This is a genomic window from Rhodoferax sp. (assembly GCF_023700745.1).
Lineage (GTDB): Bacteria > Pseudomonadota > Gammaproteobacteria > Burkholderiales > Burkholderiaceae_C > Rhodoferax.
The window spans coordinates 97,127-113,528 of record NZ_JAMPYG010000001.1; the positions used below are offsets into that span (position 1 = coordinate 97,127).

Below are 16,402 nucleotides of genomic sequence, written 5' to 3' on the forward strand. Positions count from 1 at the left end.
GGTCCTTTCAGTTGGAAATGATTTGTGCCTGCAGCTCAGGCGGGCTTTTGTGGGCCATGTACTCGGAGGCGCGCACTTCAGTCAGGTACATCCAGATCAACGACACCCAGACCACGCCATACATCAACATGAAGGAACTGGAACGGATGCCGGTCAGGTCGACCAGGGCACCGAACATGATGGGCAGAATGAAGCCCCCCAGGCCACCCGCCAGACCCACGATGCCACTGATGGTGCCGATGTTGTCGGGATAGTCGTCGCTGATGTATTTGAAGACGCTGGCCTTACCAAATGCCATGGCAATGCCCAGGATGAACATCAAACCGGTGAACATGTAGACGTTCAGGCCGAGATGAAAACTTTGCGGCCCATTCACGGTCATGATGGTGAAATCGGTCTGCGGGTAGCTCAGCAGGAACAGGCAGATCCAGCACACCCATAACACCCACCAGGTCACGCTGTGGGCGCCGTATTTGTCCGATAACCAGCCACCGACAGCACGCAGGACACCGCCTGGCAAAGAGAAACAGGCGGCCAGCAGTGCAGCGATGCGGATGTCGAGACCAAACTCGCCCACGTAGTACTGCACCATCCAGAGTGACAGGGCGACATAGCCGCCAAAAACGATGCTGTAGTACTGGCAGTACTTGATGACCTTGGGGTCTTTCAGCGATTTGAGCTGGTCGCTGAATTTGACGTGGCTGGGGACCAGGTGCGTTGGATCGCTGTGGCTGAAAAACCAGAACAGGCCAACTGTACCCAGCATGATGGCGGCGTACACCTGGGGCACCATGGTCCAGCCAAAACCCACCACCAGGGCAGGCGCCAGAAATTTGTTGACGGCAGAGCCCGAATTGCCCGCACCATAAATCCCCATGGCGAAACCCTGCTGGTTCTTGGGAAACCAGCGTGCTACATAAGGGGTGCCCACTGAAAACGATCCGCCTGCCAGGCCGACAAACAGGCCGATGACCAGGAAATGCCAGTAGGCGGTGGCGTAACTCATCAGCCAGATGGCCGGCACCGTGGAGGCCATCAGCAAGGTCATCACGATACGACCGCCAAACTTGTCAGTCCAGATGCCCAGCGGCACCCGGATGAGCGAACCGGTCAGTACCGGCATGGCGGTCAACAAACCGAATTCGGTGGCGTTGAGGCCGAGGGTTTTCTTGATTGGAATGCCAATCACGGCAAACATCATCCACACCATGAAACACACGGTGAAGGCGAAGGTGCTGACGATCAGCACGGAGAGGGCTTGCCCTTTCTTGGTCATGTCAAAGACTCCTGTTGAATGGCAAGACTGTAGATTTAGTTGGGACTTCGCGGTATCCCTCTGTGGAACCTGTTGCGTCATTCAGTGGAACTATGGGTGAGGCATCGTCCCTAGTTCTTAAGAACTATTGGCAAGATTCTGGAGCTATTCTTTGTTGAAAGGCTAATTGATTCATATACAATGAATCTTTAAATTTAATTGGAGACATCCATGAGTTCTTGTGCGACCGGTCATGTGACCCCTGAGGCGATTTACCCTTTTGACGCGCGCGGTGTTGCCAAACGCTTCCGTCATGCCGCGATTTTTGGTGCGCTGGATGCGCTCCAAGCCGGTGAAACCATGCGTTTTTGCAATGACCATGACCCGATTCCTTTGTTGCATCAACTGGGCGCCCGTTACGGTGAGGCGGTATCCATCCAGTACGTGCAGCGCGAACCTGGTGCCATCGTGATTGATTTTTCGCGAAATTGACGACACCGAGGCAGACCCAGGAATTTTCAAACAGGTTTGTCCCCTTTTCCATCCACCCATTTCAGGATTTTCACAAGATGAACAAAGTCAAAGCCAGTGGCTTTACCAAGCAGATGGCCCGCAACATGTTTTATGGCGGGTCGGTCTTTTTTATCTTTGTTTTTGCGGCGCTTATTTTTGACAGCGAACGCAAAATCCCCTTCCGTTCCAATGCCGAGGCAATCACGCCGGCGGTCGAGCGTGGCAAGGGACTTTGGGAAACGCGCAATTGCATCGGTTGCCACACCCTGCTGGGTGAAGGCGCGTACTTTGCGCCTGAGCTGGGCAATGTCTACAAGCGCCGCGGCCCGGAATTCATCAAGGCCTGGATCGCCTCGCAACCTACACACATTCCCGGTCGTCGCCAGATGCCGCAGTTCAACTTCAGCGAAGAGCAACTCAACGATATGGTGGAATTTTTGCGCTGGACCAACAACGTGAACACCGAAAACTGGCCACCGAACATCGAAGGCTGATGCGCCACGCAGCTCTGAACACATTAGGAACAAAAAAATGCAAGAGATCACACTCAAATACAAATCCCAGGGGGTGGCGAAGTATTACTTCATCGCCGCTCTGGTCCTCTTTACCGCGCAAATCATCTTCGGCATCACGCTGGGATTGCAATACGTGATAGGCGACCTGGCCTTTCCGTACATCCCGTTCAACCAGGCGCGCATGGTGCACACCAACCTGCTGATCGTCTGGCTGCTGTTTGGTTTTATGGGCTCGGCCTATTACCTGGTGCCTGAGGAAGCCGAAACCGAGCTTTACAGCCCGAAACTGGCCATGGTGCTGTTTTGGGTGTTTCTGGCAGCGGGCGCACTGACCATCGTCGGTTATCTGGCCGTGCCTTATGCCAAGCTGGCAGAGCTCACTGGCAATGAGTTGCTGGCGACCATGGGGCGCGAGTTCCTGGAGCAACCCCTGCCCACCAAATTGGGCATCGTGGTGGTCTGCCTGGCCTTTCTGTTCAACATCAGCATGACCGTGCTCAAAGGGCGAAAAACCAGTATTTCCCTGGTGTTGCTGATGGGCCTGTGGGGCCTGGCGCTGATGTTCCTGTTCAGCTTTGTCAATCCGGCCAACCTGGTCCGCGACAAGATGTACTGGTGGTTTGTGGTGCACCTGTGGGTGGAAGGCACCTGGGAGTTGATTCTGGGCGCACTGCTGGCGTTTGTGCTGATCAAGACCACCGGTGTCGACCGCGAAGTGATCGACAAATGGTTGTACGTCATCATTGCCATGGCCCTGATCACCGGTATCCTGGGTACCGGCCACCACTTCTTCTTTATCGGCCTGCCAGGCTACTGGCTGTGGGTCGGCAGTATTTTCTCGGCCATGGAACCGATTCCGTTCTTCATGATGACGGTGTTTGCCTTCAACATGGTGCAACGACGTCGCCGTGACCATGCCAATCAGGCTGCACTGCTGTGGGCCGTGGGTTGCTCGGTGGTGGGTTTTCTGGGTGCCGGCCTGTGGGGCTTCATGCACACCTTGAGCCCGATCAACTACTACACCCATGGCACGCAAATCACGGCTGCTCACGGTCACCTGGCCTTTTATGGTGCCTATGTGCTGGTGGTGATTGCCATGATCAGCTACGCCATGCCCACCTTGCGTGGACGTGTGGCCAATAGCCGGCGTGCGCAGAGTTTCGAGATGTGGTCGTTCTGGATCATGACCATCGGCATGGGCCTGATGGTGTTGGCCCTGACGGGCGCGGGCATCCTGCAGATCTGGCTGCAACGCATGCCCACTGAAGGTGCCATGCCGTTCATGCAGGCCCAGGACCAGCTGCGCTTTTTCTACTGGCTGCGCGTGGCGGGTGGTGTTGGCTTCCTGTTGGGCTTGTTGACTTACCTGTACAGTTTCTTTGCTGCCCCTGGCACCAATGAAGACGAAGTGGTGGTGCCCAACGGCATGATGCACCGCCGGGTCAAGGCCGCCTGAGTCCGAGCGCATGTCAACACTTCCGTTTTATGCTGAGCAGGCCGGTGAATGCAGCTTGTTCGAGCATGCCTGGCGCAAGCAATTGCCACTGCTCATCAAGGGCCCCACGGGGTGCGGCAAGACCCGCTTTGTCGAGCACATGGCGGCGCGTCTGGGGCGGCCGCTGGTCACCGTGTCATGCCATGATGACCTGAGTGCGGCCGATCTGGTCGGTCGCTTTCTGATTGGTAACGGCAGCACGCAGTGGTCGGACGGGCCGCTGGCCCGTGCCGTTCGTCTGGGCGCCATTTGTTACCTTGATGAGGTGGTCGAAGCGCGCAAGGACACCACGGTGGTGCTGCACCCGCTGGCCGATGACCGGCGCATTTTGCCGATCGAACGCACGGGTGAAGAGCTGGCGGCGCCGCCCGAGTTCATGCTGGTGATCTCGTACAACCCAGGCTACCAGAATCTGCTCAAAGGGCTTAAGCCCAGCACGCGCCAGCGTTTTGTCAGCCTGAGCATGAACTACCCCACCCCGCAAGTCGAGGTGGACATTGTGCGCAATGAAACCGGCATTTCCGAGGCGCAGGCCAAACAGCTGGTGCAGTTGGCCAAGGCCTTGCGTTCGCTGACCGAGCACGACCTGGAAGAAACGGCCAGCACCCGTTTGCTGGTGTCGGCAGGGCGCCTGATTGCGTCCGGACTTCCTCTGCAAACCGCTTGTCAGGCGGCCATCATTGATGCGCTCACCGATGACATTGCCACGGCGCAGGCCCTGGCTGAAGTGGTGCGTGCCTTGTTTGGCGAAGCCGCATGAATCCAGCCAGAATGCAGCGCTGGCGCTTGCTGACGCAGACCGGGTTTTTTGCCCTGTTCGTGCTGGCTCCCGCGCTCAACCTGTTGCGTTTTGACGTAACAGACACCCAGCTCTGGTTTTTGGGGCAACGCTGGTCGCTTGGAATAGATGCGCTGGCCAATGGGGAAATCGACGCGACGGCCGCCGCATGGCAAATTGTCCTGCGTGCCTTTGTGCCCGGATTGCTGGTTGTTGCCGTGTTTCTGGGCGTGGCCTACCGTTATGGTCGGCTGTACTGCGGCTGGCTGTGTCCGCACTTCTCGATGGTAGAGGGGCTCAACAAGCTGCTGCACCGGGCCTGCGGCAAATTGAGCCTCTGGGACAAAAGCCCCACACCCAGACCGGGCGCCAAATCCGATGCCCGCTGGTGGCCGCTGTTTGGCCTGAGCTGTGCCCTGATGGGCTTTGTCTGGGCCATCACGCTGCTCACCTATCTGCTGCCGCCCACGGTGATCTGGGGTGGTTTGATCGAAGGCACATTGACGCCCAATCAAACCCGTTTCCTGCTGATTGCCAGCACGCTTTTTACCCTGGAATTTGCCTTTGCCCGGCACCTGTTTTGCCGTTTTGGCTGTGCCGTGGGTTTGTTCCAGAGCCTGGCCTGGATGGCCAACCCCAAGGGCATGGTGGTGGCCTTTGCCCGGGAACGGGCGCGCGAGTGCAAAACCTGCGACGCACCGCGCGGTTCCGCCTGTGACAACGCCTGTCCGATGCGCCTGAACCCGCGCAACATCAAACGCATGATGTTTTCCTGTGTGCAATGCGGCCAGTGTTTGACGGCATGTGACAGCACCCAGCAAGCCCAGCAGCGCACCCCCACACTGGAATGGCAAGTGGGCGTGGACGCTTTGCGTGAAACCTTGCGCCAACGTCAGCGCGAACAAGCGGAGCACCCCTGATGGAAGAAATGGTTGGCCACTGGTGGCACCAGGCCATCACCAGAGTGACGCGGCAGCATCACCCGGCTGCGGCGGTGCAGTTGCAGGACATGCAAAAAGCCATTGGCATTTTTTTCCGCGCAGCGGGTGGCCCTGCCGCGCTGCGGTTTTCCCCTGCCTCCATGCAGGCAGTGGGCGGCCAGCGGCACTGGCTGCAAAAACTGGCAGGCAGCGGCCAACGCGCGGATACCGCCCAGATGGAGTCGGATGTCCTGGCGCTTCCCGCCACCTTGGCCGTGTTTGATGACGCGCAACTCAATCGTGACCTGTACCTGTGGCTGGCCATGCTGTCGGCGTTTTTCGTCTCTAACGGTGACTGGATCATCGACAACCAGCGTGCCAGCCAGGCAGCCCTGGCGCAGTTCCCGGGCTTTGCCGCCAGGTACCAGGCGCTCTTGCAAGCCCATCTGGCGCAACGCCCCAATCCGGTTCATATGACGGGTGCGGGCGCGCAGGCAGAAGCCGCCGTGCAAGCCGCCTTGAAAGGGCAGGGCAGTGCGCAGCTCGCCTGCCAGCCCCAGGATGTCGCAGCGGTCTGGCTCTGGCTCAGCGCGCCAGCGACAGACTCCCAGGCTGGAAATCGCCCAGCCAATGACAAAGCAGCCGAGGCGCGGGAGCACCCGGCTGCACTCACCAACAAACAACGCCGCCGCACTCAGGCCACGTCGCACGAACAAAGCCGCAACGCCATGGTGTTGCCGTTTCGCGCCGAGGCGTTGATGTCGTGGAGCGAAATGGTCCATGTCAACCGCAGTTCTGACGACGAAGAAGACGGCAATGCCCTCAACGCGGCCAACGACATGGACAAGCTCTCGGTCGCTCCCGATGGGCAGACGCTGGCCTCGCGCGTTAAATTTGACCTGGATTTGCCCAGCAGCAGTGCCGACGACACGCCTTTGGGCGAGGGCATGAAATTTCCCGAATGGGACTATCGGCGCGCCGTGCTGCAGCCAGACCATTGCCTGGTGCAGGTGATGCAGGCGCAGCATTGCCGGCCCTTCCTCCCTTCAACGGCCCTGCGACTCACGGCCCGGCGCTTGCGCCGCCGCCTGGAAACCCTGCGCGATGCCCCACGCGCGGTGCATGGCCAGGACAGCGGTGATACGCTTGATTTGGACGCCTGGGTGCGCTTTCACGCCGACCAGCTGGACAACACCACAGCTTGCAGCGACACGCCGCCCATCTACACCCGCCGGGCCCGGCTGGACCGCAGCCTGGCCACGCTGCTGCTGGCCGACTTGTCCTTGTCCACCGACGCCTATGCCACAGCCCAGGAACGTGTCATTGATGTGATTCGGGACGCGCTGTTTGTGTTTGGTGAGGCGCTAAACGCAGCAGGTGACCCATTCGCCATCTGGGGCTTCAGCTCGGTGCGCCGGCAGCATGTGCGCATGCAGCACCTCAAAACCTTTGATGAGCGTTGGAGCGATGCAAGTCGTGCCCGGGTTGGGGCCATCAAACCCGGCTATTACACCCGTATGGGCGCGGCCATTCGCCATGCCACCGGGCAATTGGCCGAGCGTCCCGAGCACAAGCGACTGCTGATGCTGCTCACCGACGGCAAACCCAACGACCTGGACGTCTACGAGGGCCGCTACGGTCTGGAAGACACGCGCCAGGCGGTGCGCGAGGCGCACGCGGCGGGACTCATCCCGTTTTGCGTCACCATTGACGAAAAAGCACATGACTACCTGCCCATGCTGTTTGGCCAGAATGGTTATGCCATGGTACGCCAGCCGCAAGACCTGGTCAGGCAACTCACGCAGGCCTGGGCCACGCTGTCACGCCAGTGAGGATAGAGATGATGACGGTAAAAATACAGGAGTATTGATATGACTTTTGTTGTGACTGAATCGTGCATTCGCTGTAAATACACCGACTGTGTCGATGTGTGCCCGGTGGATGCTTTTCGCGAAGGCACCAATTTTCTGGTGATTGATCCTGACGATTGCATTGATTGCGCCGTGTGTGTACCAGAGTGCCCGGTCAATGCCATTTATGCGGAAGAAGACGTGCCTGCCAGCCAGCAGGATTTCATTGCACTCAATGCTGAACTTGCGCCCCAATGGAAACCGATCACGAAAACCAAGGCGGCACTGCCCGATGCCGACGATTGGGCCAAGCTGGTGGACAAGCGCGCGGAACTCAAGCGGTGATGCCAGGTGCATTGGCCCGGCCATTGCCGGCCCAGGTGTCTGACACGCGCCATCTGGCGGGTGATCTGGCAGTCTGGCTGATCATTCTGGCCGAATTGCTGGCGTTTGGGATTCTTTTCCTGTCCTATGCCTTTGCCCGGACGTTTGATGTGGCGCTGTTCAACGCCTCACAAAGCACGCTCGATTTGAATTCTGGCGCGATCAACACGGCTTTGTTGATTAGCGGGAGCTGGTGCGTGGTGCGCGCTGTAGAGGCCGTCAAGCATGACGCGTCAACGGCGGGCGCGCGCTGGCTGCTGGCCGCCCTGGCCTGCGGCAGTGGTTTTGTGCTCATCAAGCTGATGGAATTCTCTGCCAAGGCGCAGGCGGGCATTGATTTGTCAACGAACACCTTTTACATGTTCTACATTTTGTTGACAGGGTTCCACTTTTTTCATGTTCTGGCGGCCATGGTCTTTTTGATAATCCTGCTGGTCAAGACCCGTGCCGGCCGCTACGGAAAACACAATCACCATGCCCTGGAGACGGGTGCTGCCTTTTGGCACATGGTGGACTTGCTGTGGATCGTGTTGTTCCCCTTGATTTACGTGATGCGCTGAAGCCAAACCAACATGTTCAAATTTTCAACCAATGCCCTCTGGCTGCTGTTGCTGATCGCCACCGGTTTCACTTATTGGCTGGGGGAGTCCGGGCAGTTGACTCACGCCAGCATGGTGCCGGTGTTCCTCATTTTCGGCTTTTCGTTTTTCAAGGGCGCGGCTGTCATCATGGACTTTATGGCCTTGCGCCATGCCCCCGTGCTGTGGCGCAACATGCTGCTGGGTTGGCTGGTTTTTGTCACCAGCATGATCCTGCTGGCTTACTGGATTGGCTTGCGTTGATACAGCCGTGAATGGTGTGTGGAGAACACAACGAGCTCACGGCGAGGTTCATGTCAATGCGGCGACGCTAGGTTCTTGAGGCTGCCTCTGAGAATCAACTTTGTGGGTAGCGTCGTGGCGTTTGGGATCTGCTCGCCTTCAATGAGGCTGACAATGCTGCGGGCCGCGTGAATCCCAATTTCAAGGTTGGGAACGTGGACGGTGGTCAGTGGGGGTTGGACCAGGCTGGCCAATTCAATGTCATCGGATCCCGTGATGGACAGGTCCTCGGGCACGGAGATGCTCAGTGCCCGGCATTCAGCGAGAGCTCCCACCGCTTGCAAGTCTGTGCCACAGATCAACACAGAGGGTCGCTCATGACTTGCCATCAGCGTGTGCAGGGCCTGCCTACCGCCTTCGAATGTGAAAGGCTGCTCAATGATCCACTCGGGTTTTAACTTGAGTCCTACCCTTTGCAGCGCAGCTTGGACCCCAGCGATACGCGCCCGGACGCGCTCGTTTCGGTAAGACAGTCCGGGGCAAATCGCGATCTGCGTATGGCCATGGTCTATGACCACCTGCGCCATGTTCAAGGCCGATTCGTAATAGGAAATGCCCACACACGGCCGACTGCTCGCTTCGTCGATCGACCAAGTCAGCACATAGGGCAACCGGTACTGGCCCAGCAATTCAAACACCGCATCGTCGTGATCGGTTCCCACCAATACGACGCCATCCACGCCACGCTCGACAATGGTACGCAGCAGACCCAGTTCTCGTTCGGGGCGGTATTCGTGACTGGCAACCAGCAGCTGGTACCCCAGGCTCCACAGTGTCTGTTGAAACGACTGGATCGACACCGCGAAAATCGGGTTCTCCAGAGTAGGGTAAATCGCCGCAATCATTCTGGTCTTGCGCGAGGCCAGCGCACGAGCGGAACCATTTCGAACATATCCCAGTTGATCCACGGCACGTAACACCCGTTCCAGAGTAGCCGGCTTGAGGTTATCAGGTACCGACAATGCGCGCGATGCGCTGCCCAGGGAAACACCGGCAAGTCGCGCAACGTCTTCGAGGGTAGGGCGGGAGGGAGCGGTCATATAGTCAGAAAGCCAATTGGGTATGCGGACACGCGACACTTTAAATTCAATGATATTACCGGACCCAGTCTGTAGCGTTTTCCACGACCGCTGGCACAAGCCCGCAGATGTTGCTGAAACTTGGCATGCGCGTCGGCCGATAGGCCGCAGGTATCAGAAGGCGGCCTGATAGATGGCCAGCACATCGTCGTATCCGAGGGCTCTGGGGTTGTGGTCCAACAGGCGTTGCACTTTCATCGCCTCCTGGGTCAGCATGGGCAAATCGTCCTGGCGAATGCCGGCTTGGTTCAACGTTTGGGCGTAAGGCATGCTGGCTACCCGGTCCGCAACCGCCTGTACAAACGCGGCGGCGGCGTGAGGGTCGTCGGCAGTCGCCAGCTCGGGCAGGATTGCCCTGCCCATGGCTGCGTACAGGGTCTGAGCGGCCGGCAGGTTGAATCGAAGCACATGGGGCAGCACCAATGAATTAGATAAGCCGTGCGGCAAGTGGTAATGCCCACCGAGCGGGTAAGCCAGGGCATGCACTGCGCCGACCGATGCGTTGGCAAACGCCATGCCTGCCAACAAAGAGCCGAACAACATTTGTTCGCGGGCCTCAAAGTTTTGACCGTCACCTACCGCAGTGGGCAGGTGGGTGTACAGCGTCTGCAAGGCTTTGATGGCCAAGGTGTCGGAAAGGGGATTTTTTTTCAGCCTTGTGGTGTATGCCTCGATCGCATGAACCATCGCATCGACCCCCGTCATGGCCGTAATTGAAGGTGGTAAGCCGATAGTCAATTCCGCATCCAGCAGGGCTAGGTCCGGCAATAATAAAGGTGACACGACGGTTTTCTTCTCGTGACTCGGCGTGGTGATGACCGAAACCGCAGTTACCTCAGAGCCGGTGCCAGCCGTGGTCGGCATCTGAATCAGCGGAAATCTCGGCCCACGGGCCAGTCCAACTCCGTAAATACTTTCCAGTGCCTGGGGTGTGCATGCCATCAACGCTACCAGTTTTGCGGTGTCCAGTGAGCTTCCACCGCCAAAGCCAACCACGCCGTTTGCGCCGACGGAGCGGGCCATCTCAACGGCCTGCTGAACACATGTTTCGGGCGGATCGGCTTGCACTTCGGCAAACACAGACACTTTGACCGCAACCGAGTCCAGGGCGGCAAGCACCGTTGCCGTCAAGCCGTTCTCATGGAGCCCGGCGTCGGTCACCAGCAGGACATGGGTGACGCCGAGCTTACAAGCCCATTGGCCTAACTGTTTAACGCCACCGGCATGGCAAACGATGCGTGGTGTGGTTTCAAACTGTAATGGAGACATAAGTTTAAATATTGGATGTGGCGTTACGCATAGCCACCGTGACAAAAATTTGAATTCGTGCATCTGCCGACAGCATTGACCGAATGACGTAGCGCTGCATCAAGACGCCCAAAAAACAGCCGTGCGTGGATGGCCATCGCACGGCTGTTCTTCTAGGATAAGGCGTCACGCTTGGTGACTTATTTGCCAGCGATGGGCTTGGCGTTGGCTACGGCTTCGGGATAGACCGTCACCAACTTGCCGCCTTGCCATTGCATCAGGTTGGTTGATGCGAACTGGTTCTGGCCGTTTTCTGCAAACTGGAATCCCCATCCGGCCGCACTGGATCCGACCGGCTTGCGATAGGCCAAAGCCGCTTGGCGGATCTTGTCTTTGTCTGTGGATTTTGCCGTCGCCATGATCTCCAGGAATGCCTTGGCACCGACGTAGTTGACGAGGCTGTGGCCGGAGCGTGGCTTCGCGCCAAAGCGTTTTTCGTAAGCCGCCACAAACTCTTTCAAGCCGGGTGCTCCGGTCTCTTTCATAGTGATCTGCGGGAAGTCCACGTTATAGACAGCTTCGATTCCAGTACCCAGGGCTTGCGCAGTTTCCTGCAAGGAATACCCTCCACCGGCACCAACAACGGCGCGGGGCTTGTAGTCGGCGCTGGCCGCTTGACGGAAGAACAGCAAGGTGTCGTTCTGGTAGGAAGTCTGCAACACCACGTCCGCACCCGACCCTTTGATGCGCAGCACCAGGGACGACAGGTCAACGCTCTTGGCTGAGTAGGCCTGGCTCTCGACCACGTTCAGGCCCAGGCGCTTGGCCTCTTCCTTTTGAAAGCCGCTGACCAAGGTTCCGTAAGGGCCGTCTTCGTAGATGATCGCAATCTTCAGGGCTTTCGGGTCGGCTTTGAGCGTGGGCGCGATCACCTTGACGATGGATTCGATGCTGCGCTCAGCAAAGCTCTTAGCGGTGGAGTTGCTGCGAAACACATACTTCAAGCCACGCCCCGTGATGGTGTCGGCAACGGCGCCCAATTCGAAATAAGGAATACCCGCCAATTCGGTTACCTGCGTGGCTGCAGTGGCAACACCAGATGCAAAGCTGCCAAAAATCGCGGACACACCTTCCACCGAGGTCAGTCGACGGGCCTCTCCGACGGCCTGATTCGCGTCAACCGCATCGGCCTTGACCAAGACAACCTTCTTGCCATCGATTCCGCCAGCAGCGTTTTTTTCATCCACTGCCATTTGCGTACCGCGGAAGCTCTCGTCTCCGAGTAAGGCCAGTCCGCCGCTGAAGGGGTACAAGGCGCCCAGCTTAATGTCTTGCGCTTGGGTGGGCACAGCAGCCAAAGCCGTAAGGCAAGCAGCCGCTGTGGCAAGTCGTTTCAATGTCTTGATCATTAATGTCTCCTAGTTAGTTGCGTATATGAAGCGCTTCAATTAATATCAAAAAAAATGTCTTAGACATTTTAAAGACGTATGAATAATAAACTGAAGCGCTTCATATTTGTGTAATTTTTGGTTCTAAATCACTAGGGGTTTACCCTGTTTTCCGACATGGAGGCGCACATGGATCAGCGCACGGGTAACACAACTGGTACCACCCGTGCCATGTTGAATTCGCAGGGGAGTGCACGATTCAATCAGCCCTGCGCTCACCAAGGATCAGATCAGATCCTTTTTCGGCAACCATGATGACGGCACCCTGAATATTGCCTGAGATCATCTTGGGCATCACAGAAGCATCTACGATGCGCAACCCTGTCAGCCCTTTCACCCTCAGCTGCGGATCAACCACCGCCTTGTCGTCAGTCCCCATGCGGCAGGTCCCCAGCGGGTGATAAATCGTCTGGCCATCGTTGCGCGCAAATTCCAGCCAGTCTGCATCTGAATAGACCGCAGCACCCGGATTCATTTCGTGCTCAATGAAGGCCGCCATGGCGGGTTGTGACATGATGCGGCGCGCCACTTTCATGCTGTTCACAATGCACTGTTGGTCCACCTCGTTGCTCAGAAAATTCGGTTCAATTGACGGCTGATCAAATGGATCCGCGGACCGGATGTGTATGCTTCCTACGGATTCGGGCCGCAGTTGGGACACACCGATCGTCATGCCGGGCGCGCGGTCCAGTATCCGTTCAGCGGCATTGGCGTAGCTGGCGTGCACCATGAAATACTGGGCATCGGGCGACGGCAAGTCGGCACGGGTTTTGACGAAGCCGTGCACCAAGCCTGTCCCCAGGGTCAAGATGCCTTTGCGTGTGGTGTAATACTTGGCAACCTCGCGCATCAAACGCCAGCCACGGGCCATTTCGTTTAGCGTGACGGTGTTCTTTACGCGCCAGTTCATTCGCGTGGCGAAGTGGTCGATGTAGTTTTCGCCTACACCCGCCAAAGCATGCTTGACAGAAATCCCCAACGACTGAAGATGTTCAGGCCGTCCGATGCCTGACAGCTCAAGAATTTGCGGTGTTTGAATCGCACCAGCCGCCATGATGACCTCGATCGAGGTCGCCACGGTGACGTCGCGTCCCTCGCGTCGGTAGGTGACGCCAGTACAACGTTGCCCTTGCAATTCAAGGCGAAGTACATGGGCGCCGGTCTGGACCACCAGATTTGGCCTGGATCGCGCTGGCTTGAGGTACGCATCGTAGGCACTGCAGCGTTGACCGTTGCGCTGGTGAGCCTGGTAGTAACCAAAACCCTCCTGACTGCTTGAGTTGTAGTCCGCATTGAAAACTTGGCCGTCCTGCACTGCGGCTTTCAAAAATGCGCTGGAGATCGGAAAACGTTCGTGCACTTGCTCGATATGAAACGGCCCCGACTTGCCGCGTGTTGCATCTCCGGGCTGGTAGTTTTCCAGTCGTCGGAAATAAGGCTCTACATCTGTATAACCCCAGCCTGTGGCACCTGCAGCTGCCCAGGCGTCGTAGTCAGTGGGCTGACCTCGGACGTAAATCATGCCGTTGATCAAGCTGGATCCGCCAAGCCCCTTGCCTCGCGGTACGGAAATGGCGCGTCCCTTGGTATTCGCTTCCGGCGTAGTTTTGAAGAGCCAGTTGTACTTCTTGTTGGTAAGCAGTTTGCTAAACCCGGCGGGAATCGGGATCCACATGCTGGTGGGCTCACCACCTGCTTCGAGCACTAGCACACGGTGCTTGCCAGAGGCGGACAAGCGGTCGGCCAGCACGCAGCCTGCGGCTCCACCACCCACAATGACGTAGTCAAAAGTTTCCATATTCATCTCAATTCCATCAAAGATAAATCCCATGGGATCAACGAAGGGCGAGCACCTTGCCCGGATTCAAAAGGTTCTGGGGGTCCAGTGCGTTCTTGATGCGTCGTGCGATGGCCAATTCGATCGGTGAGCGACAGCGCATGAGTTCATCCACCCGGTATTGCCCGATTCCGTGTTCTGCCGAAATGCTGCCGCCGAAATAGACCACGACGTCGTGCACCAGGCGATTGAGCGCTGCGGCGTCCAGCGACGCCGGAACAATCACGTTGTAGTGCAGGTTGCCGTCACCGGCATGGCCGAATGTGTTGATCCGGGTACCAGGGAAGGTACGCATCACGGCCTCGTCGGCCGTCCGCAGAAAGTCCGGAATCGAGGAGATGGGCACCGATACATCGTGCTTGATCGAACGCCCTTCGCGGCCTTCGGCCTCGGTGATCGATTCGCGCAAGGCCCACAGATCCGCTTCTTGCTGCTGTGACTCCGCTACAACACCGTCGTTGGCCATCTCTTTTTTGAGCACATCACCCAGCAATGATTCGGTGGCGTCCCGCAGTCTGGGTAACGAGGAACTGGCTTCCAGGAGCACGTACCAGGCAGCGGCATCCAATGGCACTTTGAGCTGCCGATGCCGGGTAACCAGCTCCAGGGCTGAACCTGACATCAACTCAAAACCCGTGAGGGTTTCGCCGATGGCACCTCGGGCTGCGCAGAGCACCTGCAGCGCAGCCGCAGGTGAGGGCACGGCAAGCAACGCGGTTACCCGGTGCCGTGGTTTGGGTGTCAGTTGCAGGACCGCGGCTGTGATGATACCCAGCGTGCCTTCGCTGCCGATGAACCACTGCTTCCAGTCGTAGCCCGCGTTGTCTTTGCGCAAGCGGCGCAGACCATTGATGATCTGACCCTCTGATGTGACAACCTCCAGGCCCAGGATTCGGGATCGGGCCATGCCATAACGCAGCACGTTAGTTCCCCCCGCGTTGGTAGAAACAATGCCTCCGATTTGTGCAGAACCCTCTGCGGCAAGCGTGATCGGCAGCAGCAGGCCCTTGTCATCCACGGCTTCCTGCGCGGTCTGAAGAATGCAACCGCCTTCCACTTCGATGGTCTCGCCAATCACATCAATGTTGCGGATGGCATTCATTTTGGCCAGCGACAGCACCACTTGGTGACCGGAATCATCGGGCGTCGCGCCGCCCGACAAGCCTGTGTTTCCACCGTGCGGGACCACAGGGACACCCGCCGCAGCGCACAGGCGCATCACTTCGGCCACTTCATGAGTAGTGTGGGGCAATACGACACAGCAGGGACGACCTTTGAACATGTGTCGCCAGTCATGGCCATAGGGGACCAGATCGGTTTCGTCGGAAAGCACGCCGCGCTCACCAACCACTTGACGCAGGGCGAATGCCAACTCATCACGACGCATGGTCGACACCTTTTGTGTGGGCATGGCGCATGAAACTCGCCATCAAGGCAATCTGACTGATCAACATGGGAGCGCCATAGTGGACGCGGCAGCCACTGGACTGGGCGGCTTTGAGTAATGCCGTTTCAGCAGGCTGCATGATGATTTCCGCCACCACCTGGTGCGCTTGCAAGCGCGAAACATCCAGCGGCAGCGCGTCTTCAGCGGCCAAGCCCAATGAGGTCCCGTTGACCACCAGATCATGGCCGGAAGGATCGTCGGTTCCGACAAGCAACTCTAAATGGGGTGCCACAGAGTGAATGCGCGCAAACAGCTGATGAACTTTTTCGCTGGTGCGGTTGGCGACCGTCAGGCGACTCACGCCTGCCCTAGCCAGGGCAAAGGCAATGGCGCTGGCGGCGCCACCGGCCCCTGCCAGATACGCGCTACGACCTGCCGGTTCAATGCCCGCTTGGCGCAGTCCTGCAACAAATCCCTCACCATCCAGTATGGTCCCGATCAACTTGCCTGTGGTCGTTCGGTGGACCACGTTGACAGCGCCGACGAGTCTTGCGTCTGCAGTCACTTCGTCGCACAAGGCGACCATGGCGGTCTTGTGCGGAACCGTGACCACGCACCCGGCCAGGTTGTGCATGGCACGAAGGCCGCTGACAGCAGCTTGCAGGCCATCTGCTTTGACGTGAATGGGGACCATCACGCCGTCGAATCCTTCTGCCTCGAAATAGCTGTTGATCCGCTGGGGTGTTTTAACGTGATGAATCGGATCCGCCAGGATCCCGAAGACTTGGGTGTTTCCAGTAATGACTTGCATG

16 protein-coding genes are annotated in these 16,402 nt (G+C 58.0%); 9 read left to right on the forward strand and 7 right to left on the reverse strand.

What is annotated here, in order from left to right:
* Positions 1-7 precede the first annotated feature (7 nt).
* The gene (locus tag NDJ10_RS00470) at positions 8-1,276 is read right to left on the reverse strand and encodes a nitrate/nitrite transporter (protein WP_296159073.1); all 1,269 of its coding nucleotides are present in this window, start codon (positions 1,274-1,276) and stop codon (positions 8-10) included.
* A gap of 210 nt (positions 1,277-1,486) precedes the next feature.
* Between NDJ10_RS00470 and NDJ10_RS00475 the strand changes: the two genes are divergently transcribed.
* The 9 genes from NDJ10_RS00475 to NDJ10_RS00515 all read left to right on the forward strand — a co-directional run bounded on the left by NDJ10_RS00475 (position 1,487) and on the right by NDJ10_RS00515 (position 8,552).
* Positions 1,487-1,747 (forward strand): DUF2249 domain-containing protein, encoded by a 261-nt coding sequence (locus tag NDJ10_RS00475; protein ID WP_296159074.1) that lies wholly within the window; start codon positions 1,487-1,489, stop codon positions 1,745-1,747.
* Positions 1,748-1,824: 77 nt separating this feature from the next.
* Positions 1,825-2,262, forward strand: a complete 438-nt coding sequence (locus NDJ10_RS00480) for a cytochrome c (RefSeq protein WP_296159075.1) — start codon at positions 1,825-1,827, stop codon at positions 2,260-2,262.
* Positions 2,263-2,299: 37 nt separating this feature from the next.
* Complete coding sequence (locus tag NDJ10_RS00485; RefSeq protein WP_296159076.1) at positions 2,300-3,739, forward strand: cbb3-type cytochrome c oxidase subunit I; 1,440 nt, start codon at positions 2,300-2,302, stop codon at positions 3,737-3,739.
* A 10-nt stretch (positions 3,740-3,749) separates the two neighbouring features.
* Positions 3,750-4,538, forward strand: coding sequence for a CbbQ/NirQ/NorQ/GpvN family protein (locus tag NDJ10_RS00490; RefSeq protein ID WP_296159077.1), 789 nt, complete (start codon positions 3,750-3,752; stop codon positions 4,536-4,538).
* Positions 4,535-5,476, forward strand: a complete 942-nt coding sequence (locus NDJ10_RS00495) for a 4Fe-4S binding protein (RefSeq protein ID WP_296159079.1) — start codon at positions 4,535-4,537, stop codon at positions 5,474-5,476. The genes NDJ10_RS00490 and NDJ10_RS00495 overlap by 4 nt, the downstream gene beginning before the upstream one ends.
* On the forward strand, positions 5,476-7,308 hold the full coding sequence (locus NDJ10_RS00500; protein ID WP_296159080.1) for a VWA domain-containing protein: 1,833 nt from the start codon (positions 5,476-5,478) through the stop codon (positions 7,306-7,308). The genes NDJ10_RS00495 and NDJ10_RS00500 overlap by 1 nt, the downstream gene beginning before the upstream one ends.
* A 39-nt stretch (positions 7,309-7,347) precedes the next feature.
* Complete coding sequence (gene fdxA, locus NDJ10_RS00505; RefSeq protein WP_296159082.1) at positions 7,348-7,671, forward strand: ferredoxin FdxA; 324 nt, start codon at positions 7,348-7,350, stop codon at positions 7,669-7,671.
* The gene (locus tag NDJ10_RS00510) at positions 7,671-8,270 is read left to right on the forward strand and encodes a cytochrome c oxidase subunit 3 family protein (protein ID WP_296159083.1); all 600 of its coding nucleotides are present in this window, start codon (positions 7,671-7,673) and stop codon (positions 8,268-8,270) included. Before fdxA ends, NDJ10_RS00510 begins: the two co-directional genes overlap by 1 nt.
* Positions 8,271-8,282: 12 nt before the next feature.
* A complete protein-coding gene (locus NDJ10_RS00515; protein WP_296159084.1) occupies positions 8,283-8,552 on the forward strand; it encodes a cytochrome C oxidase subunit IV family protein in 270 nt (89 codons plus the stop codon).
* Between the two features lie 53 nt (positions 8,553-8,605).
* On the opposite strand, the gene NDJ10_RS00520 is transcribed toward NDJ10_RS00515, so the two are convergent.
* The 6 genes from NDJ10_RS00520 to NDJ10_RS00545 all read right to left on the reverse strand — a co-directional run bounded on the left by NDJ10_RS00520 (position 8,606) and on the right by NDJ10_RS00545 (position 16,401).
* Positions 8,606-9,631 (reverse strand): LacI family DNA-binding transcriptional regulator, encoded by a 1,026-nt coding sequence (locus NDJ10_RS00520; RefSeq protein WP_296159085.1) that lies wholly within the window; start codon positions 9,629-9,631, stop codon positions 8,606-8,608.
* A 153-nt stretch (positions 9,632-9,784) separates the two neighbouring features.
* Positions 9,785-10,939: an iron-containing alcohol dehydrogenase gene (locus NDJ10_RS00525; RefSeq protein WP_296159086.1), complete on the reverse strand. Its 1,155-nt coding sequence runs from the start codon at positions 10,937-10,939 to the stop codon at positions 9,785-9,787.
* A 179-nt stretch (positions 10,940-11,118) separates the two neighbouring features.
* Positions 11,119-12,327 carry an ABC transporter substrate-binding protein gene (locus NDJ10_RS00530; protein ID WP_296159088.1) on the reverse strand — a complete coding sequence of 403 codons (1,209 nt, stop codon included), beginning with the start codon at positions 12,325-12,327 and terminating at the stop codon, positions 11,119-11,121.
* Positions 12,328-12,565: 238 nt separating this feature from the next.
* A complete protein-coding gene (locus tag NDJ10_RS00535; RefSeq protein WP_296159089.1) occupies positions 12,566-14,164 on the reverse strand; it encodes a GMC family oxidoreductase N-terminal domain-containing protein in 1,599 nt (532 codons plus the stop codon).
* Positions 14,165-14,201: 37 nt separating this feature from the next.
* Entirely contained in the window at positions 14,202-15,614 is a 1,413-nt protein-coding gene (locus NDJ10_RS00540) for an FAD-binding oxidoreductase (protein ID WP_296159090.1), read from the reverse strand.
* Positions 15,580-16,401 carry a shikimate dehydrogenase gene (locus tag NDJ10_RS00545; RefSeq protein WP_296159091.1) on the reverse strand — a complete coding sequence of 274 codons (822 nt, stop codon included), beginning with the start codon at positions 16,399-16,401 and terminating at the stop codon, positions 15,580-15,582. Before NDJ10_RS00545 ends, NDJ10_RS00540 begins: the two co-directional genes overlap by 35 nt.
* Position 16,402 lies beyond the last annotated feature (1 nt).

Excerpts from the sequence above, each read along its gene's own strand:
- NDJ10_RS00470 (WP_296159073.1), bottom strand. The coding sequence starts at position 1,276 with ATGACCAAGAAAGGGCAAGCCCTCTCCGTGCTGATCGTCAGCACCTTC.
- NDJ10_RS00475 (WP_296159074.1), top strand. The coding sequence starts at position 1,487 with ATGAGTTCTTGTGCGACCGGTCATGTGACCCCTGAGGCGATTTACCCT.
- NDJ10_RS00480 (WP_296159075.1), top strand. The coding sequence starts at position 1,825 with ATGAACAAAGTCAAAGCCAGTGGCTTTACCAAGCAGATGGCCCGCAAC.
- NDJ10_RS00485 (WP_296159076.1), top strand. The coding sequence starts at position 2,300 with ATGCAAGAGATCACACTCAAATACAAATCCCAGGGGGTGGCGAAGTAT.
- NDJ10_RS00490 (WP_296159077.1), top strand. The coding sequence starts at position 3,750 with ATGTCAACACTTCCGTTTTATGCTGAGCAGGCCGGTGAATGCAGCTTG.
- NDJ10_RS00495 (WP_296159079.1), top strand. The coding sequence starts at position 4,535 with ATGAATCCAGCCAGAATGCAGCGCTGGCGCTTGCTGACGCAGACCGGG.
- NDJ10_RS00500 (WP_296159080.1), top strand. The coding sequence starts at position 5,476 with ATGGAAGAAATGGTTGGCCACTGGTGGCACCAGGCCATCACCAGAGTG.
- fdxA (WP_296159082.1), top strand. The coding sequence starts at position 7,348 with ATGACTTTTGTTGTGACTGAATCGTGCATTCGCTGTAAATACACCGAC.
- NDJ10_RS00510 (WP_296159083.1), top strand. The coding sequence starts at position 7,671 with ATGCCAGGTGCATTGGCCCGGCCATTGCCGGCCCAGGTGTCTGACACG.
- NDJ10_RS00515 (WP_296159084.1), top strand. The coding sequence starts at position 8,283 with ATGTTCAAATTTTCAACCAATGCCCTCTGGCTGCTGTTGCTGATCGCC.
- NDJ10_RS00520 (WP_296159085.1), bottom strand. The coding sequence starts at position 9,631 with ATGACCGCTCCCTCCCGCCCTACCCTCGAAGACGTTGCGCGACTTGCC.
- NDJ10_RS00525 (WP_296159086.1), bottom strand. The coding sequence starts at position 10,939 with ATGTCTCCATTACAGTTTGAAACCACACCACGCATCGTTTGCCATGCC.
- NDJ10_RS00530 (WP_296159088.1), bottom strand. The coding sequence starts at position 12,327 with ATGATCAAGACATTGAAACGACTTGCCACAGCGGCTGCTTGCCTTACG.
- NDJ10_RS00535 (WP_296159089.1), bottom strand. The coding sequence starts at position 14,164 with ATGGAAACTTTTGACTACGTCATTGTGGGTGGTGGAGCCGCAGGCTGC.
- NDJ10_RS00540 (WP_296159090.1), bottom strand. The coding sequence starts at position 15,614 with ATGCCCACACAAAAGGTGTCGACCATGCGTCGTGATGAGTTGGCATTC.
- NDJ10_RS00545 (WP_296159091.1), bottom strand. The coding sequence starts at position 16,401 with ATGCAAGTCATTACTGGAAACACCCAAGTCTTCGGGATCCTGGCGGAT.